This window comes from Caulobacter sp. GW821-FHT09B08, from assembly GCF_059418225.1.
Genome location: NZ_JBWKPL010000007.1, coordinates 1 through 26783, shown reverse-complemented (window position 1 = coordinate 26783; position 26783 = coordinate 1). Strand labels below are relative to the sequence as shown.

Annotated in this window: 30 protein-coding genes and 1 pseudogene; 21 read left to right on the top strand and 10 right to left on the bottom strand. The window is 69.8% G+C overall.

The features are described from left to right. Positions 1-203: 203 nt before the first annotated feature. From AC07OA_RS18860 to lgt, 5 genes are all read right to left on the bottom strand, one after another. Entirely contained in the window at positions 204-1256 is a 1053-nt protein-coding gene (locus AC07OA_RS18860; protein ID WP_494665359.1) for a hypothetical protein, read from the bottom strand. A gap of 170 nt (positions 1257-1426) precedes the next feature. After that, complete coding sequence (locus AC07OA_RS18855; protein WP_494665358.1) at positions 1427-2365, bottom strand: ribose-phosphate pyrophosphokinase; 939 nt, start codon at positions 2363-2365, stop codon at positions 1427-1429. Positions 2366-2478: 113 nt separating this feature from the next. Continuing rightward, positions 2479-3258: a peptidoglycan editing factor PgeF gene (gene pgeF, locus AC07OA_RS18850; RefSeq protein ID WP_494665357.1), complete on the bottom strand. Its 780-nt coding sequence runs from the start codon at positions 3256-3258 to the stop codon at positions 2479-2481. A 2-nt stretch (positions 3259-3260) separates the two neighbouring features. Next, a complete protein-coding gene (locus AC07OA_RS18845; RefSeq protein WP_494665356.1) occupies positions 3261-4448 on the bottom strand; it encodes a class I SAM-dependent methyltransferase in 1188 nt (395 codons plus the stop codon). Next, positions 4435-5349, bottom strand: coding sequence for a prolipoprotein diacylglyceryl transferase (gene lgt, locus AC07OA_RS18840; RefSeq protein WP_494665355.1), 915 nt, complete (start codon positions 5347-5349; stop codon positions 4435-4437). The genes AC07OA_RS18845 and lgt overlap by 14 nt, the downstream gene beginning before the upstream one ends. A 115-nt stretch (positions 5350-5464) precedes the next feature. Between lgt and AC07OA_RS18835 the strand changes: the two genes are divergently transcribed. The 4 genes from AC07OA_RS18835 to AC07OA_RS18820 all read left to right on the top strand — a co-directional run bounded on the left by AC07OA_RS18835 (position 5465) and on the right by AC07OA_RS18820 (position 7972). Then, positions 5465-5743: an accessory factor UbiK family protein gene (locus AC07OA_RS18835; protein ID WP_494665354.1), complete on the top strand. Its 279-nt coding sequence runs from the start codon at positions 5465-5467 to the stop codon at positions 5741-5743. 126 nt (positions 5744-5869) lie between these two features. Further along, positions 5870-6376: a type III secretion system chaperone family protein gene (locus AC07OA_RS18830; RefSeq protein ID WP_494665353.1), complete on the top strand. Its 507-nt coding sequence runs from the start codon at positions 5870-5872 to the stop codon at positions 6374-6376. 176 nt (positions 6377-6552) lie between these two features. Continuing rightward, positions 6553-7338, top strand: a complete 786-nt coding sequence (proC, locus tag AC07OA_RS18825; RefSeq protein WP_494665352.1) for a pyrroline-5-carboxylate reductase — start codon at positions 6553-6555, stop codon at positions 7336-7338. A 91-nt stretch (positions 7339-7429) separates the two neighbouring features. Further along, a complete protein-coding gene (locus AC07OA_RS18820) occupies positions 7430-7972 on the top strand; it encodes a TetR family transcriptional regulator (protein ID WP_494665351.1) in 543 nt (180 codons plus the stop codon). 77 nt (positions 7973-8049) lie between these two features. Here the strand turns inward: AC07OA_RS18820 and AC07OA_RS18815 are convergent, their stop codons facing one another. After that, the gene (locus AC07OA_RS18815; RefSeq protein ID WP_494665350.1) at positions 8050-9390 is read right to left on the bottom strand and encodes a hypothetical protein; all 1341 of its coding nucleotides are present in this window, start codon (positions 9388-9390) and stop codon (positions 8050-8052) included. A 167-nt stretch (positions 9391-9557) separates the two neighbouring features. Between AC07OA_RS18815 and AC07OA_RS18810 the strand changes: the two genes are divergently transcribed. The 7 genes from AC07OA_RS18810 to AC07OA_RS18780 all read left to right on the top strand — a co-directional run bounded on the left by AC07OA_RS18810 (position 9558) and on the right by AC07OA_RS18780 (position 15703). After that, positions 9558-10655 carry an MBL fold metallo-hydrolase gene (locus tag AC07OA_RS18810; protein WP_494665349.1) on the top strand — a complete coding sequence of 366 codons (1098 nt, stop codon included), beginning with the start codon at positions 9558-9560 and terminating at the stop codon, positions 10653-10655. Positions 10656-10660: 5 nt separating this feature from the next. Continuing rightward, on the top strand, positions 10661-11950 hold the full coding sequence (locus AC07OA_RS18805) for a nucleotide disphospho-sugar-binding domain-containing protein (protein WP_494665348.1): 1290 nt from the start codon (positions 10661-10663) through the stop codon (positions 11948-11950). A 32-nt stretch (positions 11951-11982) separates the two neighbouring features. After that, on the top strand, positions 11983-12429 hold the full coding sequence (locus AC07OA_RS18800; protein WP_494665347.1) for a MarR family winged helix-turn-helix transcriptional regulator: 447 nt from the start codon (positions 11983-11985) through the stop codon (positions 12427-12429). Beyond that, positions 12422-13192 (top strand): enoyl-CoA hydratase, encoded by a 771-nt coding sequence (locus tag AC07OA_RS18795; RefSeq protein ID WP_494665346.1) that lies wholly within the window; start codon positions 12422-12424, stop codon positions 13190-13192. Before AC07OA_RS18800 ends, AC07OA_RS18795 begins: the two co-directional genes overlap by 8 nt. Positions 13193-13356: 164 nt before the next feature. Then, positions 13357-14328, top strand: a complete 972-nt coding sequence (locus tag AC07OA_RS18790) for an SDR family NAD(P)-dependent oxidoreductase (protein ID WP_494665345.1) — start codon at positions 13357-13359, stop codon at positions 14326-14328. Beyond that, positions 14328-14846, top strand: coding sequence for a hypothetical protein (locus AC07OA_RS18785; protein WP_494665344.1), 519 nt, complete (start codon positions 14328-14330; stop codon positions 14844-14846). Before AC07OA_RS18790 ends, AC07OA_RS18785 begins: the two co-directional genes overlap by 1 nt. Continuing rightward, positions 14843-15703, top strand: a complete 861-nt coding sequence (locus AC07OA_RS18780; protein WP_494665343.1) for an SDR family oxidoreductase — start codon at positions 14843-14845, stop codon at positions 15701-15703. Before AC07OA_RS18785 ends, AC07OA_RS18780 begins: the two co-directional genes overlap by 4 nt. Before the next feature lie 136 nt (positions 15704-15839). Here the strand turns inward: AC07OA_RS18780 and AC07OA_RS18775 are convergent, their stop codons facing one another. Continuing rightward, positions 15840-16175 carry a TfoX/Sxy family protein gene (locus AC07OA_RS18775; RefSeq protein WP_494665342.1) on the bottom strand — a complete coding sequence of 112 codons (336 nt, stop codon included), beginning with the start codon at positions 16173-16175 and terminating at the stop codon, positions 15840-15842. Here AC07OA_RS18775 and AC07OA_RS18770 point away from each other — a divergent pair, their 5' ends adjacent. Continuing rightward, a complete protein-coding gene (locus tag AC07OA_RS18770) occupies positions 16176-16655 on the top strand; it encodes a GNAT family N-acetyltransferase (protein ID WP_494665341.1) in 480 nt (159 codons plus the stop codon). 100 nt (positions 16656-16755) lie between these two features. Here AC07OA_RS18770 and AC07OA_RS18765 read toward each other — a convergent pair whose 3' ends face one another. Then, entirely contained in the window at positions 16756-18042 is a 1287-nt protein-coding gene (locus AC07OA_RS18765) for an MFS transporter (RefSeq protein ID WP_494665340.1), read from the bottom strand. A gap of 254 nt (positions 18043-18296) precedes the next feature. Between AC07OA_RS18765 and AC07OA_RS18760 the strand changes: the two genes are divergently transcribed. The 8 genes from AC07OA_RS18760 (at position 18297) to AC07OA_RS18725 (ending at position 24828) form a co-directional block, all read left to right on the top strand. Further along, positions 18297-18815, top strand: a complete 519-nt coding sequence (locus AC07OA_RS18760) for a GNAT family N-acetyltransferase (protein ID WP_494665339.1) — start codon at positions 18297-18299, stop codon at positions 18813-18815. Positions 18816-18968: 153 nt separating this feature from the next. Beyond that, on the top strand, positions 18969-19544 hold the full coding sequence (locus AC07OA_RS18755; protein ID WP_494665338.1) for a DUF1285 domain-containing protein: 576 nt from the start codon (positions 18969-18971) through the stop codon (positions 19542-19544). Between the two features lie 2 nt (positions 19545-19546). After that, positions 19547-20194, top strand: coding sequence for a CoA pyrophosphatase (locus AC07OA_RS18750; RefSeq protein ID WP_494665612.1), 648 nt, complete (start codon positions 19547-19549; stop codon positions 20192-20194). Positions 20195-20322: 128 nt separating this feature from the next. Continuing rightward, positions 20323-21576 (top strand): CCA tRNA nucleotidyltransferase, encoded by a 1254-nt coding sequence (locus tag AC07OA_RS18745; RefSeq protein WP_494665337.1) that lies wholly within the window; start codon positions 20323-20325, stop codon positions 21574-21576. Between the two features lie 211 nt (positions 21577-21787). Continuing rightward, positions 21788-22486, top strand: a complete 699-nt coding sequence (locus AC07OA_RS18740) for a glutamine amidotransferase-related protein (protein WP_494665336.1) — start codon at positions 21788-21790, stop codon at positions 22484-22486. Positions 22487-22560: 74 nt separating this feature from the next. Beyond that, a complete protein-coding gene (locus AC07OA_RS18735) occupies positions 22561-23208 on the top strand; it encodes an Isoquinoline 1-oxidoreductase subunit (RefSeq protein WP_494665335.1) in 648 nt (215 codons plus the stop codon). A gap of 85 nt (positions 23209-23293) precedes the next feature. After that, on the top strand, positions 23294-23962 hold the full coding sequence (locus AC07OA_RS18730) for a hypothetical protein (RefSeq protein WP_494665334.1): 669 nt from the start codon (positions 23294-23296) through the stop codon (positions 23960-23962). A gap of 8 nt (positions 23963-23970) precedes the next feature. Further along, positions 23971-24828, top strand: coding sequence for an alpha/beta hydrolase (locus AC07OA_RS18725; RefSeq protein ID WP_494665333.1), 858 nt, complete (start codon positions 23971-23973; stop codon positions 24826-24828). 152 nt (positions 24829-24980) lie between these two features. On the opposite strand, the gene hemF is transcribed toward AC07OA_RS18725, so the two are convergent. Beyond that, positions 24981-25853, bottom strand: a complete 873-nt coding sequence (hemF, locus tag AC07OA_RS18720; RefSeq protein WP_494665332.1) for an oxygen-dependent coproporphyrinogen oxidase — start codon at positions 25851-25853, stop codon at positions 24981-24983. Between the two features lie 173 nt (positions 25854-26026). On the opposite strand from hemF, the gene AC07OA_RS18715 reads away from it, so the two are divergent. Further along, positions 26027-26236, top strand: a complete 210-nt coding sequence (locus AC07OA_RS18715) for a hypothetical protein (RefSeq protein ID WP_494665331.1) — start codon at positions 26027-26029, stop codon at positions 26234-26236. 374 nt (positions 26237-26610) lie between these two features. On the opposite strand, the pseudogene AC07OA_RS18710 reads toward AC07OA_RS18715, so the two are convergent. Continuing rightward, positions 26611-26783 (bottom strand): annotated as a pseudogene (locus AC07OA_RS18710) (hypothetical protein); the annotation flags it as partial.

The window sequence follows — 26783 nt, the reverse complement described above, 5'->3', positions numbered from 1 at the left end:
CGCCTCATACACAGAACGGCCGCCCGTTGCAACGGGCGCAAAGGTCGCCCTTCTCCCCTTGCGGGAGAAGGTGGCCTCCGAAGGAGGTCGGATGAGGGGTCTCTCCGTCGCCAAACGAAGAAGGGCCGCATGGCTGGCGCCGTGCGACCCCTCATCCGTCAGCTTCGCTGACACCTTCTCCCGCAAGGGGAGAAGGACGAGTTCTAGCTCTTCTTCTTGGCCGGGGCCTTCTTGGCGACCGGCTTCTTCTTGGTGGCCGCCGGCTCGGGCTTGGGCGGCGGGGGCGGCTCGTAGGGCATCTCGGCGCCGGCGGCCTTGATCACGCAGGCGCCGGTGTCGATCAGGATGTGCTGGCCCAGGCAGAAGACGTCCTCGTAGTGCGGCTTGGCCACGGCCAGGCACTGGTAGAGGTTCAGCTTGGCCATGTTCAGGCACATGGCGCTGGCCGGCTCGGCCATCACCTGGTCGATCAGGGTCAGCTTGTCGTCGCCGGCGTAGCCCAGGGCGGCCAGGGCGGCCACGGCCATGCCGCGGATCACCAGGGGCTTGTAGGGCGGGGCGGCGGCGCGCGGGGCGTCCACCAGCGGAACGCCGCCGACCGAGGCCTGCTTCAGCTGGTCCATGTCGGCGCTGTCGGCCAGGGCCGGGGTGGCCGACATGGTCTTGGCGTAGGCCAGGCGGCCGTCGCGGTCGAGCACGGGCAGGGTCGACCACTTGGCGCGCTGCACGTCGTAGGCGGCCTGCTTCACGGCCTTGCCGGCGGTGTAGACCTTCAGCCCCTGACCGCCGAGCGTGTCGATGATGCGGCCGGCGGCGGTGTCGCTGCCCTTGAAGGCGACCACATAGGCCGGGTCGGCGATGATCTGGTTGATCACCGACTGGCGCTGGGCCGGATCGGCGGCGAAGGCGCGCACCGAGGCCACATAGGTGGGGTCCTGCAGGGCCAGGACGGCGGCATAGGCCGTGGCGCCCGACAGGAACTGCTTGGGCTCGTAGCCGACGCCGACCTTCAGCGAGGCCTGGATCTGGTCGCCGTTCTCGAAGGTGGAGCCGATGGCGCCGGCCCGCTGCATGTAGCCGCGGAAGGCGCTGGCCTTCTCGACGATGCTGGACGACAGGGTGATCGGCGGCGGAGCCGGCGGGGCGGCCACGACGGGCGGCGGCGGGGGCGGCGGCGTCTCGCAGCTGGCCAGCAGGCTGGCGGCGGCCACGGCCAGCGCCGTCAAGGCGGCGCGCGTACGCGTGGTGGAAAGCATACCCGGAACATCCCCAATGAAATAGAACGCCCGCCCATAGCACTGGCGCGCGGGCGAGATTGTGACAGTCAGCCCGTTAACCACGTCTTGACAAGCGTGGCCGTCAAAAAGCCGAAACGCTTTGTGACGGCTCCCGTGACGGTTGTTTCGCTTCGGGAGCGCGAACCGCCTTAGTCGAACAGCTTGGAGACCGATTCTTCGTTGGCGATCCGGCGGATGGCCTCGCCGATCAGCGGGGCGCACGAGACGTAGCGAATCTTGGGGCAGGCCTTGACGACGTCGGAGGCCTCGATCGAGTCGGTGACCACCAGCTCGGTCAGCACCGAATTGGCCACGCGCTCGGCGGCCGCGCCCGACAGCACCCCGTGGGTGACATAGGCGCTGACCGAGGTGGCGCCGTGGGCCATCAGGGCGGCGGCGGCGTTGCACAGGGTGCCGGCCGAGTCGGCGATGTCGTCGAACAGGATGCAGCGGCGGCCCGAGACGTCGCCGATGATGTTCATCACTTCCGATTGGCCGGGGCCCGAGCGGCGCTTGTCGACGATGGCCAGGTCGGCGTCGTTCAGGCGCTTGGCCAGGGCCCGGGCGCGCACCACCCCGCCGACGTCGGGCGAGACCACCATCAGGTCGTCGCCCAGCTGGTAGTTGCGGATGATGTCGTCGGCCAGCAGGCGCGAGGGCAGCAGGTTGTCGGTCGGGATGTCGAAGAAGCCCTGGATCTGGCCGGCGTGCAGATCCATCGTCAGGACGCGGTCGGCGCCCGAGCGGGTGATCAGGTTGGCCACCAGCTTGGCCGAGATCGGGGTGCGGCCGCCGGTCTTCCGATCCTGGCGGGCGTAACCGAAGTAGGGCAGCACGGCCGTGATCCGCTTGCCCGACGCGCGCTTCAGCGCGTCGATGCAGATCAAGAGCTCCATCAGGTTGTCGTTGGCCGGATAGCTGGTCGACTGGATGACGAAGACGTCCTCGCCCCGCACGTTCTCGTCGATGGTGACGAAGACCTCGAGGTCGGCGAACCGGCGCACCTGGGCGCGGGTCAGCGGCATGTCGAGATATTCCGCGATGGCCTGGGCCAGGGTGCGGTTGGAGTTGCCGGACAGCAGCTTCATGGTCTTGTCTCGGGGAGGGGTGTCGCCGTTGCCGGGGCTTCTAGCAGTCTCGGGCGACGGAACAACCCCGAGTCTCGATTGATCGTGGTTATTCTTCTGGCGATGTTTCGGGGTCATGCCTCGAGCGCGATCGCCGAGAGAAGTCGTCCGTAGTCGGACTCCCCGGCCAGGAAGGCCCTGCGGTTGGAAAAGAACAGGTCCGGCTCGGCGCGGGTGTCGTGGCCGACCCACTCGCGGGCGCCCACGCCCGCCGTGTCCAGACGATCCAGCACGAAGGCCGGCAGGTCGAACATCCGCTTGTCGTCGGCCGCGCCGGGCGCGAAGAATCGGCCCGAGCCGGGGCTGTCGGCCTCGAAGCGGTGCAGGAACTCCAGCCCCACCTCGTAGGACCGGGGCCCGATGCAGGGGCCGACGGCGGCCACCATGCGGGCCGGATCGCCGCCCAGGGTCACCATCCGGTCGACGGCGGCCTGGACCACCCCGTCCAGCGCCCCGCGCCAGCCGGCGTGGGCGGCCGCCACGATGCGGGCCACCGGATCGGCGATCAGCACCGGGGCGCAATCGGCGTGCAGGGCGCCGCAGACCACGCCCGGCGTCTTGCTCACCACCGCGTCGCCCTCGGGCCGCGCGTCGCCCCACGAGCCATCGGCGACGATGGCGATGGTCGAGTGGATCTGGAAACAGGTGTTGAGGTCTTCCGGCGCGGCCCCGAACCAGGCCGCGGCCCGGGCGCGGTTCTCGGCGACGTCGGCCGGCTCGTCCTTGCTGCCGCGCCCGACGTTCAGGCTGGAATAGATCCCCGTCGAGACCCCGCCCTGGCGGGTGAAGAAGGCGTGTTTGACCCCGGCGACGGCGGCCAGCAGCGGCGACTGGACGGTGGGAAGGTCGTGCATCGCTAGACGTCCTCGAAGAGCGGAGGCGAAAGGTCGGGGGCGAACAGGCAGGCGACCTTGAACAGCTCACCCATCTGCGCCGGTCCGGTCAGGCGATCAAGCTGCCTGGCCAGCTTGTCGGCCTGGTCGGGGCGACTGGCCGCGAGCGCCTGGGCGCGGGCCTCGATCCCCAGGTCTCGCAGGAACGCGCCTTGCGACAGGATGGGCCCCGTCCCGGCGCCCGCCTCGCGCGCGGCGGCGGCCACGGCGGGGAAGTCGGCCCAGACGGTCAGGTCGGCCTGGCCCGGCTGGTCCAGGGGCGAGACCTTTTCGTGCGCCTTCAGGGCCTGGAGGGTGTCGCCCGGCCCGGGCGCGTCGCGGCCATAGTCGATCAGCAGCGCCGCCCCGCCGTCGCGGGCGACCCGGTGGCCGATCTCCGAACCCAGGGCGGCCTGGGCGGGCGAGGATTCGACGACGGATCCGACGGGATAGCTCCCTTCCCCCTCGATGGGGGAAGGGCCGGGGATGGGGGTGAAGGCGGTTGCGGATATGGCGCGGCCCGCGTGTCGTCCGCCGCCGTGGACACCCCCACCCCCGACCCCTCCCCCATCAAGGGGGAGGGGGGATTTGGGCTGGATGGCCCGCAGTCCGAACGCCAGCTCACCCGCCTCGTCCAGCCCCACCACCCGCTCGGCCCAGCCGGTTTGCGTCCGCACGAACTGATGGGCCGGCAGGCAGTCCAGCAGCTCGTTGGCGACCAGCAGCAGGGGCGCGCCGGCGGGCACGGCCTCCAGGCGGTCGGCCCAGCGCGGGGCCAGGGCGGCGTCCGCCAGCCGCCGGCCTTGCGCCGCGCGCAGGGGCGGGGAGACCTCGACCAGCCACAGGTCGGCGGCCTCCAGGAACTCGGGCATCAGCCGCCCGGCGCGCAGGATGTCGGACATCAGGGTTCCGTCGCCCGGGCCCATCTCGACCAGCCGCACCGGCGCGGGACGGCCCATGCGGTTCCAGGTCTCCAGCAGCCACAGGCCGATCATCTCGCCGAACATCTGGCTGACGCCCGGCGCGGTGAGGAAGTCGCCGGTTTCCCCCAGCGAAGGTCGATTGGCGTAGTAGCCGTCGCGCGGGTCGTGCAGGCAGCGGGTGAAGTACTCGGCGACGCTGATCGGGCCGTCCTGGGCGATCTGCGCCCGCAGGCGGTCAAGCAGGCTCATGGTCTTCCGCGAGGGCGTCTTGCTGCGCGACCGGCTCGCGCAGGGCGCGCCACAGCAGCCACAGGCCGACCAGCAGCATCGGGGCCGACAGCATCATCCCCATGGTCAGGCCGAACGGGAAGTCGGGCATGCCGTGGTCGGGATTGCGCACGCCCTCCAGCGAGAAGCGGAAGACGCCGTAGCCGATCAGGAAGGTCGCCGACAGCGCGCCCCGCCGCTGCAGCCACTTCAGCTTGTGGGCGGCCAGCCACAGGATCACGAACAGCAGCACGCCCTCCAGCGCCGCCTCGTACAGCTGGCTGGGATGGCGCGGCTCGGGACCGGCCGGGCAGCGGCCCTGGTTGGCGGCCCGGATGGTGTCGTTGCAGAAGATCATGCCGAACGGATGGTCGGTGACCCGACCCCACAGCTCGCCGTTGATGAAGTTGGCGCAGCGGCCGAAGAACAGGCCGATGGGCGCGACCGGCGCCACCAGGTCGCCCAGCTTCAGGATGTCGATCTTCTGCTGGCGGGCGAACAGCACGATCGCCGCGCAGACGCCCAGGAAGCCGCCATGGAACGACATGCCGCCTTCCCAGATCTTGAAGGCGGTCATGGGGTGCTGGAGCAGGCCGTCGCGCTGCTGGTCGTTCACCAGCATGTAGAACAGGATGTAGCCGATCCGCCCGCCCAGGATGATGCCCAGGGTGATCCACAGCACCAGGTCGTCGATCTGCAGCGGCGTGGCCGTGGGCTTGTGGCCGCCCCACGGCTTGGGATCGCGCACCAGCCGGACCGCGTAGCGCCAGCCCAGCAGGATGCCGGCCACATAGGCCAGGGCGTACCAGCGCAGGGCCAGCGGTCCCCATTGCAGGGCCCAGGGGCCGATGTGGACGACGGGGTCGATGTCGGGAAAGATCACGCCGAACAGCTCCTGGCGGGACAGTAGGCCGCACCTGTAGCGTGCTTCCTCTTCGCTTTCATCCCTCGTTTCCCATATAAGCGACGCGCAAACCGCGCCGCGTTCTGGAATCTCGATGCACAGCCAAAACCCCTTCCTCGACGAATTCGCCAAGCTGACCCAGGCCGCCATGGGCATCGCCCAGACCGCCGGCGAGGAAGCCAAGACCGCGATGCGGGCCCAGGCCGACCGCCTGGCCGCCGAGTTCGACCTGATCCGGCGCGACGATTTCGAGGCCCTGAAGGCCGAGGTGGCGGCGCTGCGCGAGGAAGTCGCGGCCCTGAAAGCCCAAAAGACTACGGGGAAAGCGCCGGCCAAGAAGGCGGCGCCGGGTAGCGATAACGCGGCCGAATAGGCGAGTTTCGTTCCCTTTCGACGTGAAGGTGGTTGTGACGCCGCCCGCGAAGCAGATTAGAGTCCTCCGAGTGGGTGATTTGGTCGGGTCCCACGACCCGTCTCTCCCCGGGGGCAAAAGGTTCAAATGGACACCCAACCGGAAGAAGACGACGTCCTGCTGGCGATGGATCCGCTCGAGGTCGTCGAGCACGTCCTGGCGGCCGAGAACCTCACCTTCGACCGCACCGAGGACGGCGACCTGGCCTTCGCCCTGACCGGCGACTGGAAGGACTACGAACTCTGGTTCGCCTGGCGGCCCGAGGCCGACTGCCTGCAGCTGTGCCTGTCGCTGGACCTGCGCGCCACCAAGACCAAGCGCGCCAGCGCCTACGAACTGCTGTCGATGATCAACCAGCGCGTCTGGCTGGGCCACTTCGAGGTCTGGACCGAGGACGGCGAGGTGGTGTTCCGCCACGCCCTGGCCCTGCCGTCGGGCGAGCGCCCGACCATGGCCCAGGCCGCCTCGATGATCGACGCCGCCGTGGAAGCGGCCGATCGCTTCTATCCGGCCTTCGACTTCCTGCTGCACGGCGCCAAGACCCCGGACGAGGCCATGGCCGCCTGCATGTTCGAGACCGTCGGCCAGGCCTGACGCAGCCGGGGACATGCCCTTGGGCGTGTCCCCAAACCCTGGCTCGGCGCTAGCTGATGGGGACACGCCGCAAGGGCATGTCCCCGGCCGCGGTCCCCTCCACATTCCCGCCTTGGCGGATGCGGTCCCGCGCGCGACCTGCTAGGCAGGCCGCCTCGACTTCAGCGGAGCCGCCCATGACCACCCCCATCCTCCTTCTCGGCGCTGGGCGCATGGGCGGGGCCCTGATCGAGGGCTGGGCCAAGGCGGGCGCCTTTTCGGCCGGCGACCTGATCGTCCGCGATCCCAATGTCGATCCCGCCGCCTTCGCCGGCGCCAGCGTCAATCCGCTCCTTGAGGCCCTCGCCGCCGCCAAGACCGTGCTGCTGGCGGTCAAGCCGCAGATCTGGCGCCAGGCCGTGGCCGACGTCGTCCCGCACCTGGCCCCCGACGCGGTGATCGTCTCGATCGCCGCCGGGGTGCGCGCCGCCGACATTTCCGAAGCGTTCGGCGGCCGCGCCGTCGCCCGGGTGATGCCCACCACCGCCGTGGCCATCGGCCTGGGCACGGCCAGCATCTATGCAGACACGGCGGATGCCCGCGCCCGCGCCCACGCCCTGCTGGCGCCGGTGGCCACCGTGGTCGACCTGGACGACGAGGACCTGATGCACGCGGCCACCGCCGTCTCGGGCTCGGCGCCGGCCTATCTCTACGCCTTCATCGAGGCCCTGGAAGCGGCGGGCGCCGGCCAGGGGCTGGACCCGGCCGCCTCGGCCCAGCTGGCCCGCGCCACCATCGTCGGCGCCGCCGCCCTGCTGGGCCAGGGCGGCGAGGAGCCGGCCGAACTGCGCAAGCAGGTCACCTCGCCGGGCGGCACCACCGCCGCGGCCCTCTCGGTGCTGATGGGCGAGGGCGGGTTCGGCGACCTGCTGCCCAAGGCGCTGGCGGCGGCGGTGCAGCGGTCGGTGGAACTGGGCGGTTGAACGGATCGGGGACAGGCACATGTGCCTGTCCCCAGCCGTGTCTTAGGCGAAGGTTCTTGTCAGCGCCTTCCGCACCCGCCATTTCCCTTCCATGACCGCCGCCGAAGACATCCTCGATCGCGCCGCCGCCGCGGCCCTGTCCCTGGCCGCCGACCGGCCCTGGACCCAGATCAGTCTGCGCGACATCGCCCTGAAAGCCGAGATCCCGTTCGCCGAGCTCTACGCCCGGGCCGACGGCAAGACGGCGGTGCTGAACCACCTGGCGACCCGGTTCGACCGCGCCGCCCTGGGCACGGTCTCGGCCGATGACGCCTCCACCCACGACCGCCTGTTCGACGCGGCCATGGCGCGGATCGAGGCCATGGAGCCGCACCGCGCGGCCCTGGTCGCCATCAGCCGGTCGGAGAGCGTGGTGGTCTCGGCCCTGCGCTTTCCCCGCACCGCCCGCGCCATACTGGAAGCCGCCGGCGTCGACGCCAGCCCCGCGCGCCTGACGGCCATGTCGGCGGTCTGGGCCCGCACCCTGCAGGTCTGGCGCGACGACGAGGGCGCGCTGAACCGCACCATGGCCGAGCTGGACAAGCGGCTGAAGCAGATGGCCACGGGCCTGGAGAAGGTCGGGGCGGGGGTCTAGCCACAACCGTTGAAGACAAGAAAAAGCCCGCCGGGATCGCTCCCGGCGGGCTTCGCCGTTTCAGGCCGTAAGCCCGATCAGCTCTTCTTGACGTTGGTCGGCAGTTTGCAGCCGCCGTTCATGTCCTTGGCCTGCAGGCACGACAGCACCTCGGTCGCCTTGGGGGCGGCCTGGTTCAGCGGATAGGCCATGACCCAGCCGGGCAGGCCGTCCGAGCAGGCGACTTCGACGAAGCCCTGGGTCGGGGTCTGGCCCAGGACGCGCGAGCCCGAGACGGTGCAACTGCCCTTGCCCAGGGCCTTCAGGTCGCCGGTCAGGCGCGGATAGACCGCGTCGGCCTTGGTGAAGCTGCAGCGATAGCCGTTCAGTTCGGCGGTGACGCAGTCGTAGACGGTGTTGCTGGTGGCGGTGAAGATGCCGATGCCGCCGTCAGGACGGTTCGAGCACTGCATTTCCACGATCTCCTTGCGGGGATCCTGGCTGGGCAGCATGCCGTACTTCGCGACCTTGCAGTCGAAGCCGGCCTTGGTCGACAGCTTGGTGTAGAGGCCGGCCTGTTCGGTCTGGGCCGCCACGGCGTCGCTCAGGGTGCAGCCGCCGCCGACGAAGCCGGCCTGGGCGCAGTCGATCGAGCGGGCGAAGGCGCCGGTGGCCGCCGTCTGCTGGTAGACGTAGCCCTTGCCGTCCTCGCAGACGACTTCGAAGTAGTTGTCGGTCTTGGTGCTGAGGACGTAGCGCTTGTCCTTGACGACGCAGTTCTTGGCCGCGGCGGTGTTCAGCGTGTCGACCACGTTCAGCAGGGTGGCCTTGTCGGTCAGCTTGCAGCTGACGTTGGCGCCTTCCTCGTAGAGCAGGCAGCTGTTGACCGTCACGTCCTGGCCGACATTGACCGGGCTGGCGGTGGTGACGATGTAGCCCGAGCCGCCCTTACAGGCGACTTCGAAATAGGTGTTCTTGGCGCCGGCGCCGATGGCGCGGGCGTTCTCGATGTCGCAGGCGGTGTTGGACTTGGCCAGGTACGGCGCCAGGCCGGCCTTGGGGTCGGCGTTGCCGGGCAGGATGCACTTCAGCGAGCTGGGCTTGCCGTCGGCGGCCGGTTGTCCGGTCTCCAGGCAGCTGTAGCTCTGCGGCGTGGCGTCCTTCTTGGCGACCAGGGCGAAGCCCAGGCCTTCCTGACAGGCGACTTCGTAGTAGTCGGTGGCGGCCTTCTTGTCGGAGCCGACCAGTCGGGCGTCCGAGACCGTGCAGGTGACGCCGGCGGCCTGGGCGATCGCGGGAGCGGCCTTCATGCCGGCTTCGCGCGACTTGGCGTCCACGGCGGCGGGCTTTTCCTTCTCCTTCGGCGCCGAAATGACGGCGGCCGGGATAAGCGCGGCGAGCGCGAGGGCGGCGGTCAAGCCGATCGCGATAGGCCTCATGGGATATGTCTCCTGGGGGTAATTCCTCGCGGCGGACTTAAGGCCCGCTTGCATCAAGGGTCAAGATGTCGTCCGACAGGGGCGCAATCATGGCGACAGGCGGGGCGAGGCCCCGGACGGCCTGTCTGGCCGGCTGTCTGGCCGGCGATCTGGGCGGAGGACGCGACATGCGCGACGGGATCGAGGACGCGGCCAAGGCCGTCGGCGGGGAAGAGGGCGCCGAGCCGCGCCGGCCCAAGCTGGTCTTTCCGTTCGAGACGGCGCCTGAGGCGGGCTCGGGCCAGGCGGTCGAGGTGGCGCCGGGCGTGCTGTGGCTGCGTCAGCCTCTGGACGGCTCTCTGGGCTTCATCAATGTCTGGGCCATCGCCGACGGCGAGGGCTGGGCGGTGGTCGACACCGGCATCCAGACCAAGGAGACCGCACAGGGCTGGCGGGCGGCCTTCGCCGAAGCCCTGGGCGGGCGTCCGGTCACCCGGGTGATCGTCACCCATCTCCACCCCGACCATGTCGGCCTGGCCGGCTGGATCGCCCGCAAGTTCGACGCGCGCCTGTGGATGACGCGGCTGGAATATTTCCAGTGCCGGATGCTGGTGGCCGACACCGGCCGCGCGGCCCCCGAGGACGGGGTGAAGTTCTTCCACGCCGCCGGCTGGGACGACGAGGGGATCGACGGCTACAAGGCCAAGTTCGGCGGCTTCGGCAAGGCCATCTACCAACTGCCCGACAGCTATCGTCGCATGGTCGACGGCGAGGTGTTCCGCATCGGCGACCACGACTGGCGCGTGGTGACGGGCCAGGGCCATTCGCCCGACCACGCCTGCCTGTGGTGCCAGGACCTGGGGGTGCTGATCTCCGGCGACCAGGTGCTGCCCAAGATCTCTTCGAACGTCTCGGTCTTCCCCACCGAGCCCGAGGCCGACCCGCTGACCGACTGGCTGACTTCGTTGGCCAAGGTGAAGGCCACGGTCCCCGACGATGTCCTGGTGCTGCCGGCCCACAACGATCCGTTCCGGGGGCTGCACGCCCGTATCGACGGCCTGATCTCGGGCCACGAGCGGGGCCTGTCGCGCCTGGCCGGCAAGCTGTCCGAACCCAAGCGGGTGGTCGACGTGTTCGGCGCCCTGTTCGCCCGGCCCATCGGGCCGGACCTGCTGGGCATGGCCACCGGCGAGGCCCTGGCCCACCTCAACTGCCTGATGGGCCGGGGACTGGCGATGCGCGAGGCCGACGATGACGGGGTGAACTGGTATCGGGCGGCGGGCTGAGCCCCTTGCGCCGCGTCGTCCTCGCCACCGCCGGGTCGCTGGGCGACCTGCATCCGTTCCTGGCGCTGGGCAAGGCCCTGCGCGCCGTCGGCTTCGCGGCCGAGATCGCCACTTCGGCCGAGTACCGCGCCAAGGTCGAGGTCGAGGGGCTGGGCTTCCACGAGGTGGGGCCGAGTCTTGCGCGGCTGCACGCCGACCTCGGCATGGACCTGGCCCAGCTGACCCAGGCCATCGCCGCCTCGGACACCTTCCTGTTCGAGAAGATCATGAACCCCTACCTGGCCAGCGCCACGCGCCAGATGATCGAGGTCTCGCGCGGCGCGGTCGCCATCGTCGGCGGCAGTTTCGCGGTGGGGGCGGCGACGGCGGCCGAGGCCCTGGGCCTGCCCTTCGTCTCGGTGGCCCTGCAGCCGACCGTGGTGTTCTCGGCCTACGACCCGCCGCTGCTGCCCAAGGCGCCGTGGCTGGGTCCGGCGACCGGCGGGCCGCGCCTGTGGCTCAATCGCGCGACCATCGCCATCGGCCGGGCGACCACCGACGGCTGGACGCGTCCGGTCGACGTCCTGCGGCGGGAGCTGGACCTGCCGTCCAGCCGGAAGAACCTGTTCTTCGACGCCGGGCGCGGGGCGGCCCTGTCGCTGGGGCTCTATTCGCCGCTGCTGGGACCGCGCCAGCCCGACGCGCCCGACAACTTTGAGGTCGTCGGCTACGCGCCCTACGACAGCGACCTGGGCGGGCCGGCGATCCTGCCGCCGGCGCTGGAAGCCTTCCTGGCGGCCGGACCCGCGCCCCTGGTCTTCACCCTGGGCAGCGCGGCGGTGAACATCCCGGGCGACTTCTATCGCGAGAGCCTGAAGGCCGCCCGCCGCCTGGACCGCCGCGCCGTGCTGCTGGTCGGGCCGGACGGAGACCCGTCAGTCGCCGACGGGGCCGACGACGCCGTCGCCGTGGCCTATGCGCCGTTCTCCCTGCTGTTCCCGCGCGCCGCCGCGATCGTCCACCAGGGCGGGGTGGGGACGACCCAGCAGGCCCTGCGGGCCGGCCGCCCCCAGCTGGTCGTGCCGCATCTGGGCGACCAGTTCGACAACGGCGCGCGCATCGCCCGCCTCGGCGTCGGGGCGGGCCTGGCGCGCGGGGCCTATCGGGACGCGGCCGTTGCGTTCGCCGTCGACAGGCTGCTGGACGATGCGGGTCTGGTGGTCGAGGCGGCCTGCCTGGGCGAGGTCGCGGCCCGCGAGGACGGCGCCGTCGAGGCCGCCCGCCGGATCCTGGCTCTGACCGAAACATTCGTTTGATATTTCGTGCGCGAACTATAATCTCCCGCGCCATGACCACGCCGCCCGATCGTCGCCTCGTCTTCCTGCTCAACGTCGCCCATCGCCGGGTGACGCGCTATGTCGAGGCCAAGATGGCCGCCAAGGGCGGTCTGACCGCCGCCCAGTCCGGCGCCCTGTTCGTGCTCGGCCAGAAGGACGGCGCCCTGATCGGCGAGGCGGCCGAGGCCCTGGACCTGGCCCCCTCGGCCATGACCGGCCTGATCGACCGCATGTCGCGCGCCGACCTGGTCGAGCGCCGCCCCGACCCCAAGGACGGCCGCGCCTTCCGCCTGCACCTGACGCCCAAGGGCGAGCAGGCGCGGCACGAGGCCAAGGCCGGGGTCGAGGGCCTCAACGCCCATCTCACCGAGGGCTTCACGGACGAGGAGATCGCCGTGGTGTCCCGCTGGCTGGTCAGCCTGCAATCGAAATTCCCCAAAGGAGACCCCCATGACTGACCACGTTTCGGTCGCCGTCGACGCCGGCGTGATGACCATCACCCTGGCCCGTCCGGACAAGAAGAACGCCCTCTCCAACGCCATGTACGGCGTGCTGGCCGACAGCCTGGAGCGGGCCGAGACCGACGCCTCGATCCGCGTGGTGGTGTTCCAGGCCGACGGCGACAGCTTCAGCGCCGGCAACGACCTGCAGGACTTCGCCGCCCAGGCCACCGGCGCCTTCACCGGCGAGCGGCACGTGATGCGGTTCCTGAAGAACCTGGCCAAGGCCACCCGGCCGCTGGTCGCCGCCGTCCAGGGCCAGGCCGTGGGCGTGGGCACGACCATGCTGCTGCACTGCGACCTTGTGTTCACCAGCCCGGACGCCAAGCTGACCGTGCCGTTCGTCAACCTGGCCCTGGTGCCGGAGGCGGCGTCCAGCCTGCTGCTGCCGGCCCGCATCGGCCACGCCCGCGCCTACGCCATGTTCGCCCTGGGCGAGGCGGTCAGCGGCGAGACGGCCGCGGCCTGGGGCATCGCCAACGCCTGCGTGCCGCTGGAGAGCTTGCGCGCCAAGGCCCAGGAGGCCGCCGCCCAGCTGGCCAAGCGTCCGCTGGGCGCCCTGACGGTGACCAAGAGCCTGATGCGCGACGCCGAGGCGATCTCGGCCCTGATGGACAAGGAAGGCGAGCTGTTCGGCCAACGCCTGCAGACCGCCGAAGCGCGCGAAGCCTTCATGGCCTTCGCTGAGCGCCGGGCGCCGGATTTCTCGAAGGTTGGCTGACACGGCCGGGGACATGCACTTGTGCGTGTCCCCAAGTCTCGGCACGGCGCTTCTTGATGGGGACACGCACAAGTGCATGTCCCCGGCTCGTGGCGATCGCCTTGGGAATTCTGGCTCTGAAGTTGTAGCGTCACCTCAACGATAAAATCAGGGAGCGACACGTCATGGCCGAGCGTATCAAATCCGCCTTCGGGCCCTATACCGACGCCCGCGAGGTGGTGGCCGGCCAGGACCTGACCGGCAAGGTCGCCATCGTCACCGGCGGGGCCACGGGCATCGGGATCGAGACCGCCAAGGCCCTGGCCGGGGGCGGGGCCGAGGTGGTCATCGCCGTGCGCAAGCCGGACCTCGCCGAGGCCGCCGTCGCCGAGATCGACGCTGTCGCCACGGGCGCCAAGGCCAGCTGGTCGATGCTGGACCTCTCCAGCTTCAAGTCGATCCGCGCCTTCGCCGAACGCTGGGGCGACCGGCCGCTGAACCTCTTGATCAACAACGCCGGGGTCATGGCCTGCCCGCTCGCCTATACCGAGGACGGGCTGGAGATGCAGATCGGCACCAATCACTTCGGCCACTTCCTGCTGTCGGTGCTGCTGGCCCCGAACCTGGTGGAGGGCGCGAAATCGGGCTGGGGCTCGCGGCTGGTGTCGCTGTCGTCGATCGGCCACCGCCGCGCGCCGATGAACTTCGAGGACCCGCACTTCCGCAGCCATCCCTACGACAAGTGGGAGGCCTATGGTCAGGCCAAGACCGCCAACGCCCTGTTCGCGGTCGGCTTCGACAAGCGCTTCAAGGACCGGAATGTGCGGGCCTTCTCGGTCATGCCCGGCGGCATCATGACCCCGCTGCAGCGCCATCTGCCCATCGAGGAGCAGCGGGCGATGGGCTGGATCGACGAGAACGGCAAGATCCTGGACGGCTTCAAGACCCCCGCCCAGGGCGCCTCGACCAGCGTCTGGGCCGCCGTCGGCGCCGAGCTGGACGGCGTCGGCGGGCTCTATCTGGAAGACCTGCACGAGGCCGCGCCCTGGGGCGAGACCTCCGGCTGGTCGGGCGTCATGCCCCATGCGCTGGACCCCGAGGCCGCCGAGCGGCTGTGGGCCCTGTCGGTGGAGACCACCGGGGCGGACGCGGCCTGATGCGCCAGCAGACCGTGTGGCGCCTGGCGGGCGTCGCCGCGATCCTGGGCGGGCTGATCGACATCGTCGGCCCGGCCCTCTATCCGCACCTGAGCCAGCCCTTGAAGCTGTCGACCTATGTGCTGATCGACGTGCTGCTGCTCTTCGGCATGCTGGGCGTGCAGTCGGTGGCCGGGCGGGTCATGGGCTGGCTGGGACTGCTGGGCTTCGTGATCGCCGTCGGCGGGGTGCTGCTGGTGCGCACCTCGGCGGCGGGGATCTGGGGCGAGGCGTCCTACACGATAGCCTCGGCGATCTGGTCGATCGGCATGGTCGTGGTGGGCGCCGCGCTGCTGCTGAAACGCGGCCCCTTCCGCATGGCCGCGTCCTTGTGGATCGCCGCCTTCGTCATCGGTCTTGCCGGTCTGGTCCTGAAGGATCAGGGTCTGGCGCACCGCCTGGCCGCCTGGTGCTTCGCCCTGGGCTTCGTCGCCGCCGGGGTCATCCTGGCCAGAACCGCATCGAGAGCAGAAGCATGACCACCCTCGCTGGAAAGACCCTCTTCATCACCGGCGCCTCGCGCGGCATCGGCCTGGCCATCGCCCTGCGCGCCGCCCGCGACGGGGCCAATATCGTGGTCGCCGCCAAGACCGCCGAGGCCCACCCGAAGCTCCCGGGCACCATCTACAGCGCCGCCGAGGAGATCGAGGCGGCCGGCGGCAAGGCCCTGCCGCTGATCGTCGACGTGCGCGAGGAGGCCAGCGTCCAGGCCGCCGTCGACAAGACGGTCGAGACCTTCGGCGGGATCGATATCTGCGTGAACAATGCGTCCGCGATCTCGCTCACGGGCACCCTGGCCACCGACATGAAGCGCTACGACCTGATGCACCAGATCAACGGGCGCGGCACGTTCCTGACCTCGAAGATCTGCCTGCCCCACCTGAAGAAGTCGGCCAATCCGCACATCCTGGCCTTGTCGCCGCCGCTGGACCTCAATCCGCGCTGGTTCGCCTCGCACGTGGCCTACTCCATGGCCAAGTACAATATGAGCCTGTGCATGCTGGGCATGGCGGAAGAGTTCCGCGCCGACGGCGTGGCCTGCAACGCCCTGTGGCCCCGCACCGCCATCGCCACCGCCGCTATCCAGTTCGCCCTGACCGGCGAGGAAGGCCTCAAGCACTGCCGCACCGTCGAGATCATGGCCGACGCCGCCCACGCCATGTTCCTCAAGCCGTCTCGCGAATTCACCGGCCAGTTCGTGATCGACGACACGTTCCTGTATGGCGAAGGCGTGCGCGACTTCGACAAGTATCGCGTGGACCCGACCGCCACCCTGATGCCGGACTTCTTCGTGCCCGAGGACAGCGTCCCGCCGCCCGGCGTGGTGATCGGGTAACTCAAACACCGCTCATCCCGGCGAATGCCGGGACCCAGATGGAATGGCTCTGGGCCTGACGCCATGAGCGCCAAGCTTTTCCAATCATCCACACAGCCATAGGATCTGGGTCCCGGCATTCGCCGGGATGAGCGAATTATTTCGGAGGCCGCGTCTTCCTCGCCGCCGCCACGGCGATAGAGCGCCTCGCCCAGTCGACCATCAGGTCCGGTTCGTCCAGCGCCTCGGCGGGGGCGGACCAGTAGGCCATGGGGCTCATGCCGAACGGCGCGAACTGGGTGCTGCCGGCCGCCTCGAAGTCGGGCCGCAGGGCCTCGTCGCCCTTGAGATAGAGGGTGTCGTCGTCGATCAGGGCGAAGAACAGGCCTTGGGCGTAGAGCCCGACTCCGCCGAACATCCCGCGATGGGTCAGCGGTCCGACCGGGGCGAGCTGCTCGAGCACGAAATCCAGATAGTCCGAAGAGACCGCCATATGCCCGTCACCATCCGCCCGGCCGTCCCCGAGGACAGCGCCTTGATCCTGGGGTTCATCCGCGACCTGGCCGAGTACGAAAAGCTGCTCGACGAGGTGGCGACCACGCAGGACGACGTCACGGTGGCGCTGTTCGGCGAAAATCCCAAGGCCTTCTGCGACATCGCGCAGATCGACGGCGAGGCTGTGGGTTTCGCGCTGTGGTTCTACAACTTCTCGACCTTCGTGGGCCGGCACGGGATCTATCTGGAGGATCTGTTCGTGCGTCCGACGGCGCGGGGCTCGGGCGCGGGCAAGGCCCTGCTGGCCAATCTGGCGCGGCGCTGCGTGGACGAGAAGCTGGGCCGGCTGGAATGGGCGGTGCTGGACTGGAACGCCCCGTCCATCGCCTTCTACGACAGCCTGGGCGCGGCCACGATGGACGAGTGGACCGTGCGGCGGATGACGGGGGATGCGTTGCGCAAGCTGGCAGGGCGGTAGACCCCCCTCAGTCGCTCCGCGACAGCTCCCCCAGAGGGGGAGCATTGCTGGGCGTAGATCCTCCCCCTCTGGGGGAGGTGGCCCGGAGGGCCGGAGGGGGTTACTCCAGCCGATCCGCCTTGCGCAGCTCCGGGAACATCTTCGCCCACGCCCCGGTCACGATCAGCGCCCCGACGCCGCCGAACACCGCCGCGCCGACGGGGCCCAGGAAGCGCGCCGCGACGCCGCTTTCGAACTCGCCCAGCTCGTTCGACGCGCTGATGAACAGGCCCGAGACGGCGGCGACGCGGCCGCGCATGGGGTCGGGGGTGACCAATTGCACCAGGGTCTGGCGGATATAGACCGAGATCATGTCGGCCCCGCCCAGCACGGCCAGGGCGCCGACCGACAGCCAGGTCCATTTCGACAGGCCGAACACCACCGTGGCCGCCCCGAACAGCGCCACGGCGCCGAACATCAGCAGGCCCGCGTGGCGGCGGATCTGGTGGCTGGCCAGGAAGATCGCCACCAGGGTGGCGCCCACCGCCGGGGCGGCGCGCAGGATGCCGAAGCCTTCGGCCCCGACGTGCAGCACATCGCGAGCGAACACCGGCAAGAGCGCCGTGGCCCCGCCCAGCAGCACGGCGAACAGGTCCAGCGAGATCGAGCCGAAGACGATCTTGTTGCGCCAGGTATAGACGAGGCCTTCCTTGATCAGGGTCCAGCGCGAGCCTGGCTGGACGACCGGCTTGGTCGACTGGCGGATGCCCAGCAGGCACAGGCCGCCGACCAGGAACAGGCCCGCCGAGGTGGCGAAGGCGGTGGCCGGCGAGATGGCGCAGAGCAGGCCCCCCAGGGCCGGGCCGATGATCGAGCCGCTCTGCCAGGACAGCGAGTTCCAGGCGATGGCGCGCGGCAGCAGCGGACGCGGCACCAGCATCGGCCCCATGGCGCTGGAGGCCGGCGACAGGAAGGCGCGGCCGGCGCCGAACAGCACGGCGACGGCGAAGATCGGCCACAGGGCCGTGTGGCCCGACCAGGCCAGGAAGCCCAGGGCGCCGGCGCAGAGGATGTCGACCCCGATGGCCGCCCCGACGATGGCCTTGCGGTCGTGGCGGTCGGCGGTCTCGCCGGCGGTCAGGGTCAGGAAGAACAGCGGGATGAACTGGGCCAGCCCCACCATGCCCAGCAGGAAGGCTCCCTGGCCCTCGTTGTGCCCGGTTTCGCGGGCCAGGGTGTAGACCTGCCAGCCGATGGTCACGCCCTGGATCTGCACCGCCAGGGTGGCCAGGAACCGCGCGACCCAGAAGAACAGGAAGTCGTTCTGCTTGAGCAGGGCGCGCATCGAAGTGTCGGTCGCCTCTATGGCGGACGGGACGGAGTCGGGATCGGGGGGGAGGTCGGTCATCGGGCGCGGACCATGTCCCCGACCGAGCGCTGCCGCAATCGCGTTTGTTTGATAGCTCTGTTGATTTCGTTGACGGCAAGCGCCCTAGGCCCTATTTCGCGCCCCTCGGAATGAGGAAGGACGTCATGCGACGCCTGCGACGAACCTGCGCCGCGCGGACCGGAGTCCGCTACTGAACGCCCCGGTGGCGGCCGTCTCGGCCGCGTCACGATCCGGGGCTATGTCCCCCTTCGTGTTCCGGATCGTTTAGCGCCATGTCGTCTTCCGCCGTCGTCCCTTCGTCCATCCCGCCCTCGGTCATCGTCGAGCGCCCCGAGCACGCCCGCGCCGTCGAGGTGCTGGTCGACCGCGCCTTCGGGCCGGGCCGCTTCGCCAAGTCGTCCGAGCGCCTGCGCGAGGGCAACCACAAGCTGGACGACTGCTCGTTCGTGGCTCTGCACGAAGGCCGGGTGATCGGCAGCGTGCGGCTGTGGCCCGTGACCGTGGGCGGCGTCCCCGTCGCCTTCCTGGGCCCGCTGGCCGTCGACGCCGGCGAGCGCAAGCACGGCCTGGGCCAGGCCCTGGTCGAGGCCGCCTGCGAGGCCGCCGCCAAGGCCGGCTGGCGCGCGGTGCTGCTGGTGGGCGACGCGCCCTATTTCTCGCGCATCGGCTTCACCGCCGCGCCGGTGTCGAAGGCGATCATGCCGGGTCCAGCGGATCAGCGCCGCGTGCTGGTCAAGCCGCTGGTCGAGGGCGGTGAGCTGGGACTGGCGGGGGCGATCCGGATCGGCTGAAGACCCCCTCAGTCGCTACGCGACAGCTCCCCCGGAGGGGGAGCATTTGCGCCGCGACAGATCCTCCCCCTCTGGGGGAGGTGGCCCAGAGGGCCGGAGGGGGCTCGCGAAGCGAGCCTTGAGCCCGACGCCCGCTTGGCCTACCTGAAACCCATGACCGCTGACCCGACCCCCTCTGGCCTCGCAGGCGTGACCGCCGCCGCCAAGGAAGCCGGCCGGCGCGGCCTGCCGCCGGTGCATCTGTGGCATCCGGAGCACTGCGGCGACATCGACATCCGCATCCGCAAGGACGGGGTATGGTTCCACGAGGGCACGCCCATCGGCCGCGAGGCCCTGGTGCGATTGTTTTCCACCGTGCTGCGGCTGGACCCGGACGGCTATCACCTGGTCACGCCCGTCGAGAAGCTGAAGATCCAGGTCGAGGACGCGCCGTTCATCGCCACGCGGGTGGACCAAGTGGGCGAGACCCTGCGCTTCCAGACCAATGTCGGCGACGAGGTCGAGGCGGGTCCCGACAATCCCATTCGCGTCGAGACCGACCCGGCCACCGGCGAGCCCCGGCCTTATGTGCACGTGCGGCGCGGCCTGGAGGCCCTGATCGCCCGGGCGGTGTTCTACGAGCTGGCCGAGCTGGCGACCGAGCGCGACACGCCCGAAGGACCGCGCCTGGGCGTGTCTTCGAACGGCGCCTGGTTCCCCATCGCCCCGGCCGGGGCGCATCGGTCGTGAGCCTGACACGAGACGAACGTCGCGCCTGGATCGCCGGCAAGCTGGATCCGATCAGCGACTACGATCCGGCCCTGGACGCCCCGCGTTCGGACTTCGACCTCAATCCGACCCTGCGCCCCGACAATCCCCATGCCCTGCGCCCGGCCGCGGTGCTGGTGGGGCTGGTCGAGCACGAGGACGGCCTGTCGGTGCTGCTGACCCGCCGGGCCGACACCCTGCGCAGCCACACCGGCCAGATCGCCTTTCCCGGCGGCCGCTGCGACCCGGGCGAGACGCCGTGGGAGACGGCCCTGCGCGAGGCCCAGGAGGAGATCGCGCTCGATCCCAAGTTCGTCACCCTGGCCGGTCTGCTGCACGGCTATCGCACGGTGACGGGCTTCCACGTCACGCCGGTGGTCGGCTTCGTCGATCCGGCCGCGACCTTCGTCCCCAGCCCCGACGAGGTGGCCGACGTCTTCGAGACGCCGTTCGCCTTCCTGATGGATCCCTCCAACCACCAGCGCCAGCACCGCGACCTGCCCGACGGCGAGCGGCGGTTCTTCTACGCCATGCCGTGGAACGAGCGGTTCATCTGGGGCGCGACGGCGGGCATGCTGCGGGGCCTGTACGAGCGGCTCCACGCGCCGGACGAAACATCCGACGACCGCTAGTCTCCGTTAGGTAAACCACGGAGAAATCTATGGTTAAGCTTCTCAACGGGCTTGTCCCCTCGCGATAATCGTCTGAAATGCGTCGCCCCGCGCGCGGGGAACGTGTTGCGTACCAGTGGGGGAGTCGCGTGAGCACCGAGACCATAGGCATAACGCCCTGGATGGCGTTGCCGGAAACCCAGGCGGTGATCGCCGCGCTCGAGGCCCGGGGCTTTCCGGGCTGCGCGCGGTTCGTGGGCGGCTGCGTGCGCAACACCCTGATGGGTAAGCCCATCGACGACATCGACATCGCCACCACCCTGACGCCCGACCAGGTGATCGAGGCCCTGGGCGACGCGGGCCTGCGCGCCATCCCCACCGGCGTCGACCACGGCACGGTCACGGCCTTGTCCGGCGGCAAGTCCTACGAGATCACCACCCTGCGCCGCGACGTCTCGACTGACGGCCGCCGGGCGGTGGTGTCGTTCACCCAGGACTGGGATCAGGACGCCGAGCGCCGCGATTTCCGCTTCAACGCCCTCTATGTCGACATCCACGGCCGGCTGTACGACCCGACCGGCGAGGGGGTGAACGACGCGCGCGAGGGGCGGGTGGTGTTCGTCGGCGACCCGATGACCCGCATCCGCGAGGACTATCTGCGCATCCTGCGCTTCTTCCGCTTCTACGCCTGGTACGGCAAGGGCGAGGCCGACCAGAAGGCCCTGGCCGCCTGCAAGGCGCTGAAGGGCATGGTCGAGGGCCGCGCGGCCGAGCGCACCCAGAAGGAGCTCTTGAAGCTGCTGGCGGCCGACGACCCGCGCCACGCCCTGCGGATGATGGCGGCCACCAGCGTGCTGTCCTCGATCCTGCCGTTCGTCAAATCGCTGGCCCGGTTCGAGGGGCTGATGACCATCGAGACCGAGCAGCTGTTCGAGAACGATCCCGAGCTGCGCCTGGCCTCGCTGATCCCCGACGATCCCAAGATCGCCGAGCAGATGGCCGAGCGCCTGCGCCTGTCCAACGCCCTGAAGGAGCGGCTGGTCGAGGCGGTGGGCAAGTCGCCGCGCATCGTCTCGTGGATGAGCCCGCGCGAGACGCGCCGGGCGGTCTACGCCCTGGGGGTGAAGGTGTTCAGCGACCGGGTGAAGCTGGCCTGGGCCGGGGCGGGGCGCACGGCCACCACCCCGCAATGGCGCGGCCTGCTGGCCCTGGGCGAAAGCTGGACGCCGCCGGCCTTCCCCCTGACCGGCGAGGAGGTCCTGAAGGCCGGGGTGCCCAAGGGCCCGATGGTCGGCGAGGTGATGCGCGAGGTCGAGATCTGGTGGATCGACCAGGACTTCATCGAAGACAAGTTCTCGGCGATCGAGCGCCTGAAGGCCGTGGCGCAGGGGATGGTGTACTAGGACGCACGATCTCCCTCTCCCCTTGCGGGAGAGGGTGGCCCCACGAAGTGGGGTCGGGTGAGGGGTCTCTCAGAACTCTCCGGACAGGGCTTTCGACCCCTCATCCGACCTGCTTCGCAGGCCACCTTCTCCCGCAAGGGGAGAAGGAATCTTGAACTCAGCCGTTCGCGCCCACAAATGCCGCTCATCACCCGCTGCGCCCGGAGCCCCCATGAAGATCGGCCTGCTCGAGACCGGCGAACCGCCTGAAGCCCTGCAGCCCGAGTTCGGCCGCTACGGCCTGATGTTCCAGGATCTTCTCGGCCCCGGGCACACCTACGTCACCTACGACGTCCAGGCCGGACATCTGCCCGCCGATCCGGGCGAGTGCGACGCCTATATCGTCACCGGCTCGGCGGCGGGGGTCTATGACGACCTGCCGTGGATCGCGCCGCTGAAGGCGTTCCTGGTGCAGGCGCGCGAGCAGCCCCTGGTCGGGGTCTGTTTCGGCCACCAGGTGATGGCCGAGGCGTTCGGGGGCAAGGTGGTCAAGTCCGACAAGGGCTGGGGCGTGGGGCTGCACGCCTACGACATCGCCGAGCCCCAGCCGTGGATGGGCGAGGTCGCCGGCAAGGTCGCGATCCCCGCCTCGCACCAGGACCAGGTGGTGGTGATCCCGCCCGGCGCGCGGGCCGTGGCGGGCAGCGCCTTCACCCCCGCCGGGGTGCTGGTCTATGACGACCGCCCGGCCATCTCGATGCAGTTCCACCCCGAGTTCGATCCGGCCTATGCGCGGGCCCTGATCGAGGCCCGGCGTGGCAGCCGCTTCTCGCAGGCCCAGGCCGACGCGGCGGTGGCCAGTCTGGAGGCGGCCAACGACCGGAGCCGCGTCGCCGCCTGGATCGAGGCCTTTCTAAGCCAAGGAACTTGAAGCCTGGCCGTCGGAAATCTGGCAACCTTGGGCGCACCCTGGCCGTTGCGGGTGAAACGCGGGAGATCGGGATCATGAAAGCCGTCACCATCGTGCTGGCCGCCGGTTCGCTGATGCTTGGAGGCGCGCTGCTGTCCAGCGTCAGCCTGGCCGCGCCCGAGACCAAGCCCGCCGCTCCGGCCGAGGGTCTGAAGAGCCCCGCCGATTTCGTGTCGATCAAGGATCCGGCCGCCCGCTCGGTGGCCCTGTTCACGGAAGCCGGCAAGGTGATCGAGAGCCCGCGCTGCATGAACTGCCACCCGGTCCAGCGCGCCCCCACCCAGGGCGACGACCGCCATCCGCACAATCCGCCGATGGTGGCGGGCCAGAGCGGCCACGGGCCGGTGGGCCTGCCCTGTTCGTCGTGCCACGGCCCGGCCAACGTCCCGACCTACGGGGTGAACATCAAGTCGATCCCGGGCGACCCGAAGTGGGCCCTGGCCCCCATCGAAATGGCCTGGCAGGGCAAGTCGCTGGGCGCCATCTGCGCCCAGATCAAGAACCCCGCCCGCAACGGCGGCCGCAGCCTGGCCGAGCTGCACCACCACATGGCCGAAGACCACCTGGTGGGCTGGGCCTGGAACCCTGGCGAGGGCCGTAAACCCGCTCCAGGCAGCCAGGCGGAGTTCGGCGCGCTGATCCAGGCCTGGATCGACACCGGCGCTAAGTGCCCCAAGGCCTGAGGCCTCTGCTCGGATCGATTGCGTAACGCTGGTATGCAATCCTGAGAATCCGCCGTATCGTTCCTCCATTCGGGTGGGGGGACGCATGGAAAAGTTCGACGACGTGCTGGCGACCATCGCCGCGACAGGCGGCCTGGGCCTGGCCGCCATGGCCCTGGTCGACGTCATGAAGGCCATACCCGGCGGCGGGGTCTCGCGCGTCGGCTTCAACCACATCCGCAAGGTGCTGCGCCTGTTCGACAAGGTGCTGGCCCGCGCCGCCGGCGACCAGTGGGAGGCCGTGATCATGGCCCACTGGATCAATGGCCGCGACCGTGACGACCAGGTGGGGGCGATCCGCTCGCTGGTGCGGCTGGGCCTCAACGCCGACACCGCCGAGCAGCTGGCGGGCATCGGCAATGTCGATCCGGCGGCGCTCAGCAAGGCGGCCGACAAGCTGTCCAAGGGCGCGCCGCTGGGCGAGCCCGAGATCAACCTGATCGGACGGGTCGAGTCGTCGGTCGAGGCGCGGCTGGACGCGGCCTTCGACCTGGCCGAGCAGGCCTATCGCAACAAGGCCCGGGCCCTGGCCGGAGCCATCGCCGTGGTCCTGGCCGTAGGGGCGGGCTACCTGCTCAGCACGCCGACCGCGCCCATCGACCTGCGCGTGGCGGCCCTGGTGGGCCTGCTGGCCGTGCCGATCGCGCCCATCGCCAAGGACCTGGTCGGCGCCCTGACGGCCGCCGCCCGGGCGGTCAAGCCGCGCGACGGCTGAGGCGGGTCATGAGTCTCTACGTCAATCTGCGCTACGAGGCGGTCGGCGGCGGCCTGCGCAAGGATCCCTACCTGATCGAGGGCGACGGTCAGGCCGCCAAGCCGATGATGCGCTCGCTGACCAACAGCGAGGCGGCCGCGCGCGTGGCCGGACGCACCGTGGTGTTCACCGTCCACGGCTTCAACATCTCCTACGCCAAGGGCCTGTGCTCCTTGGCGCGGCTGGAGGAGAAGCTGGTCCCCCTGCTGCCGTCCCACTTCCTGATGGTGGGGGTGCTGTGGCCGGGCGACTTCATCATTCCGGCGATCAACTATCCGGGCGAGTGGCGCGACGCGGTCAACGGCGGCAAGGCCGTGGCCCGGTTCGCCAACACCGTCCTGAACGGGGCGGCCGACTTCTGCTTCCTGTCCCACAGCCTGGGCGGGCGGCTGACGCAGGAGGCGGTGGCGGGGCTCAGCCGCAAGGCCTCGCGGGTGTGCCTGACGGCGGCGGCCACCGACGCCGACAGCCTGGAGCGGCCCTACAACACCACCGTGGCCAACAGCGACCAGCTGACCTGGCTGGCCTCGCTGGAGGACATGGTGCTGAAGCTGGCCTATCCGATCGGCGACTGGGCCGGCCACGTCTTCTTCGGCGACAAGGACGACGACCTGGCCGGGGCCCTGGGCCGCTACGGCGCCAAGTGGCCGCGTACCCACAAGCCCACCGCGCGGGGCTTCACCGTGCCGAACGATCCGAAATACGACCACGGCAACTACTTCCCGCCGGGCAAGGCCTCGGTCCCGGACGGGGAGACCCAGGAGCAGGTGGCCAGGTTCGCGGCGAACTTCCTGAAGGGCGGCGTGCCCACCTGGCCGCCGGTTTAGGCCCCAAAATTCCGCTCATCCCGGCGAATGCCGGGACCCAGATCCTATGGCGTTGAGGATGATTGGAAGGGCTCGGCGCTCATGGCGTCAGGCTCAGAGCCATTCCATCTGGGTCCCGGCATTCGCCGGGATGAGCGGAGTTTTTGAGTGTCCTACGGCCACTTCACCTCGGGTGGCATGGAGCTCAGGATCGACTCCACGTTCCCGCCCGTCTTCAGCCCGAACATCGTGCCCCGGTCGTAGAGCAGGTTGAACTCCACGTAGCGGCCGCGCTGGATCAGCTGCTGCTCGCGCTCGTCGGCGGTCCAGGCCTCGCCCATGCGGCGGCGGACCAGCTGCGGATAGATCTCCAGGAACGCCTTGCCCACGTCCTGGGTGAAGGCGAAGTCGCGATCCCAGCTGCCGCTGTCGTGGTGGTCGTAGAAGATGCCGCCGATGCCGCGCGGTTCGTTGCGGTGGGGCAGGAAGAAGTACTCGTCGCACCAGGCCTTGTACTTGGCGTGCCAGTCGGGATGGTGGGCGTCGCAGGCGCGCTGGTAGGCGGCGTGGAAATCGATGGCGTCGGGGAAGTCCTGCCGGCGCTGGTAGCCCAGCAGGGGGGTCAGGTCGCCGCCGCCGCCGAACCAGCTCTTCGTGGTGGCGATGAAGCGGGTGTTCATGTGCACGGCCGGCACGCGCGGATTGGTCATGTGCGCGATCAGGCTGATGCCGGTGGCGAAGAACCGGGGGTCCTCGTCGGCGCCGGGCATGTTCTTGGCCATTTCGGGGGTGAAGGTCCCGAACACCGTCGAGCAGTGGACGCCCACCTTCTCGAACAGGCGGCCGTGCATCATCGACATCACCCCGCCGCCGCCGGCCTCGCGGTCCCACGGCTTGCGGACGAACCGGCCGGGCTGGCCGGGATAGAGGTCGGCGGGGGCCTCGTCCTCCAGGCGCTCGAATTCGGCGCAGATTTGGTCGCGCAGGCTTTCGAACCAGGCGCGGGCGGTGGCTTTCTTCTGGTCGAGGGAGAGGGCGTCGGTCATGCCCAGCGGATTAAGCGGTTGCCGGCCCGCGCGCAAATAGGGAGCGCCGCCTAAGGGGTTTTGCGGAGGGGGAGGCCGAGCCTGGCGGCGGACAACGCCGATGGCCGGCTTAGGGTGGTTAGCGGAACAACGTCTAGCTACAGTGCGACGCCAATAGCGCCGGAAGTTTTGCGATGCCCATCTTCTATTTTCTGGTGTCCGCCCTGTTTGGAGGAATGTGGGCGTTCGGCCTCAAGTCAGGCGCGGTGTGCGTCGGCGGCTCTCCGTGGAAGCCTCACTTCATCCGTCGCCGGGAAAATCTGGCAGGCTATGTCGTGGTGATGCTTCTGCTTGGTTTGCTTACCCTCTTCGCGCTAGCCGAGGGTGTCGCGGAGCTCGGCTAAGGCACCAACAAACGTCCGCAACGGGTCGAAAGCCGACCCGCAGGGGTCGGTGCGAACCTTACATCTCTTGGAGGCTGCAGCCCGGCGATCGTCTCGCCGTGAGATGTAAGGATGGCTGCCCTTCGTGGGCGAAGGCGGGCTTGGCGCGCGATCCCTCTCCCCTTGCGGGAGAGGGTGGCCCCACGACGTGGGGTCGGGTGAGGGGTCTCTCAGAACTCTCCGGACAGGGCTTTCGACCCCTCATCCGACCTGCTTTGCAGGCCACCTTCTCCCGCAAGGGGAGAAGGAAGACCTCGCGGGGATCGGCGCGGCTCTATCCCCGCTCGGCGCGCGCGAAACTCCAGCTTTTTCAACGCGCTGCACAAAAATCAGCGTCACAACCGCCGCTGCGCTGAAACCTCCCGTATCCTTGTCTCACCTCGTCGCATGGAAAGGGCGCATGGCCAGCGACCGATGCGGCGGCGGGGGGTGATCGAGCGGGACTGGGCTGGAGGGGGTTACTCCAGCGTGTCCGGGGACTTCCATCGTTGGGGAGCCCGCCCGCCGT

What these genes read in the sequence shown, in the direction of transcription:
- AC07OA_RS18860 (WP_494665359.1), bottom strand. Translation starts at nt 1,256, where the DNA reads ATGCTTTCCACCACGCGTACGCGCGCCGCCTTGACGGCGCTGGCCGTG.
- AC07OA_RS18855 (WP_494665358.1), bottom strand. Translation starts at nt 2,365, where the DNA reads ATGAAGCTGCTGTCCGGCAACTCCAACCGCACCCTGGCCCAGGCCATC.
- pgeF (WP_494665357.1), bottom strand. Translation starts at nt 3,258, where the DNA reads ATGCACGACCTTCCCACCGTCCAGTCGCCGCTGCTGGCCGCCGTCGCC.
- AC07OA_RS18845 (WP_494665356.1), bottom strand. Translation starts at nt 4,448, where the DNA reads ATGAGCCTGCTTGACCGCCTGCGGGCGCAGATCGCCCAGGACGGCCCG.
- AC07OA_RS18835 (WP_494665354.1), top strand. Translation starts at nt 5,465, where the DNA reads ATGCACAGCCAAAACCCCTTCCTCGACGAATTCGCCAAGCTGACCCAG.
- AC07OA_RS18830 (WP_494665353.1), top strand. Translation starts at nt 5,870, where the DNA reads ATGGACACCCAACCGGAAGAAGACGACGTCCTGCTGGCGATGGATCCG.
- proC (WP_494665352.1), top strand. Translation starts at nt 6,553, where the DNA reads ATGACCACCCCCATCCTCCTTCTCGGCGCTGGGCGCATGGGCGGGGCC.
- AC07OA_RS18820 (WP_494665351.1), top strand. Translation starts at nt 7,430, where the DNA reads ATGACCGCCGCCGAAGACATCCTCGATCGCGCCGCCGCCGCGGCCCTG.
- AC07OA_RS18815 (WP_494665350.1), bottom strand. Translation starts at nt 9,390, where the DNA reads ATGAGGCCTATCGCGATCGGCTTGACCGCCGCCCTCGCGCTCGCCGCG.
- AC07OA_RS18810 (WP_494665349.1), top strand. Translation starts at nt 9,558, where the DNA reads ATGCGCGACGGGATCGAGGACGCGGCCAAGGCCGTCGGCGGGGAAGAG.
- AC07OA_RS18800 (WP_494665347.1), top strand. Translation starts at nt 11,983, where the DNA reads ATGACCACGCCGCCCGATCGTCGCCTCGTCTTCCTGCTCAACGTCGCC.
- AC07OA_RS18795 (WP_494665346.1), top strand. Translation starts at nt 12,422, where the DNA reads ATGACTGACCACGTTTCGGTCGCCGTCGACGCCGGCGTGATGACCATC.
- AC07OA_RS18790 (WP_494665345.1), top strand. Translation starts at nt 13,357, where the DNA reads ATGGCCGAGCGTATCAAATCCGCCTTCGGGCCCTATACCGACGCCCGC.
- AC07OA_RS18785 (WP_494665344.1), top strand. Translation starts at nt 14,328, where the DNA reads ATGCGCCAGCAGACCGTGTGGCGCCTGGCGGGCGTCGCCGCGATCCTG.
- AC07OA_RS18780 (WP_494665343.1), top strand. Translation starts at nt 14,843, where the DNA reads ATGACCACCCTCGCTGGAAAGACCCTCTTCATCACCGGCGCCTCGCGC.
- AC07OA_RS18775 (WP_494665342.1), bottom strand. Translation starts at nt 16,175, where the DNA reads ATGGCGGTCTCTTCGGACTATCTGGATTTCGTGCTCGAGCAGCTCGCC.
- AC07OA_RS18770 (WP_494665341.1), top strand. Translation starts at nt 16,176, where the DNA reads ATGCCCGTCACCATCCGCCCGGCCGTCCCCGAGGACAGCGCCTTGATC.
- AC07OA_RS18765 (WP_494665340.1), bottom strand. Translation starts at nt 18,042, where the DNA reads ATGACCGACCTCCCCCCCGATCCCGACTCCGTCCCGTCCGCCATAGAG.
- AC07OA_RS18760 (WP_494665339.1), top strand. Translation starts at nt 18,297, where the DNA reads ATGTCGTCTTCCGCCGTCGTCCCTTCGTCCATCCCGCCCTCGGTCATC.
- AC07OA_RS18755 (WP_494665338.1), top strand. Translation starts at nt 18,969, where the DNA reads ATGACCGCTGACCCGACCCCCTCTGGCCTCGCAGGCGTGACCGCCGCC.
- AC07OA_RS18740 (WP_494665336.1), top strand. Translation starts at nt 21,788, where the DNA reads ATGAAGATCGGCCTGCTCGAGACCGGCGAACCGCCTGAAGCCCTGCAG.
- AC07OA_RS18735 (WP_494665335.1), top strand. Translation starts at nt 22,561, where the DNA reads ATGAAAGCCGTCACCATCGTGCTGGCCGCCGGTTCGCTGATGCTTGGA.
- AC07OA_RS18730 (WP_494665334.1), top strand. Translation starts at nt 23,294, where the DNA reads ATGGAAAAGTTCGACGACGTGCTGGCGACCATCGCCGCGACAGGCGGC.
- AC07OA_RS18725 (WP_494665333.1), top strand. Translation starts at nt 23,971, where the DNA reads ATGAGTCTCTACGTCAATCTGCGCTACGAGGCGGTCGGCGGCGGCCTG.
- hemF (WP_494665332.1), bottom strand. Translation starts at nt 25,853, where the DNA reads ATGACCGACGCCCTCTCCCTCGACCAGAAGAAAGCCACCGCCCGCGCC.
- AC07OA_RS18715 (WP_494665331.1), top strand. Translation starts at nt 26,027, where the DNA reads ATGCCCATCTTCTATTTTCTGGTGTCCGCCCTGTTTGGAGGAATGTGG.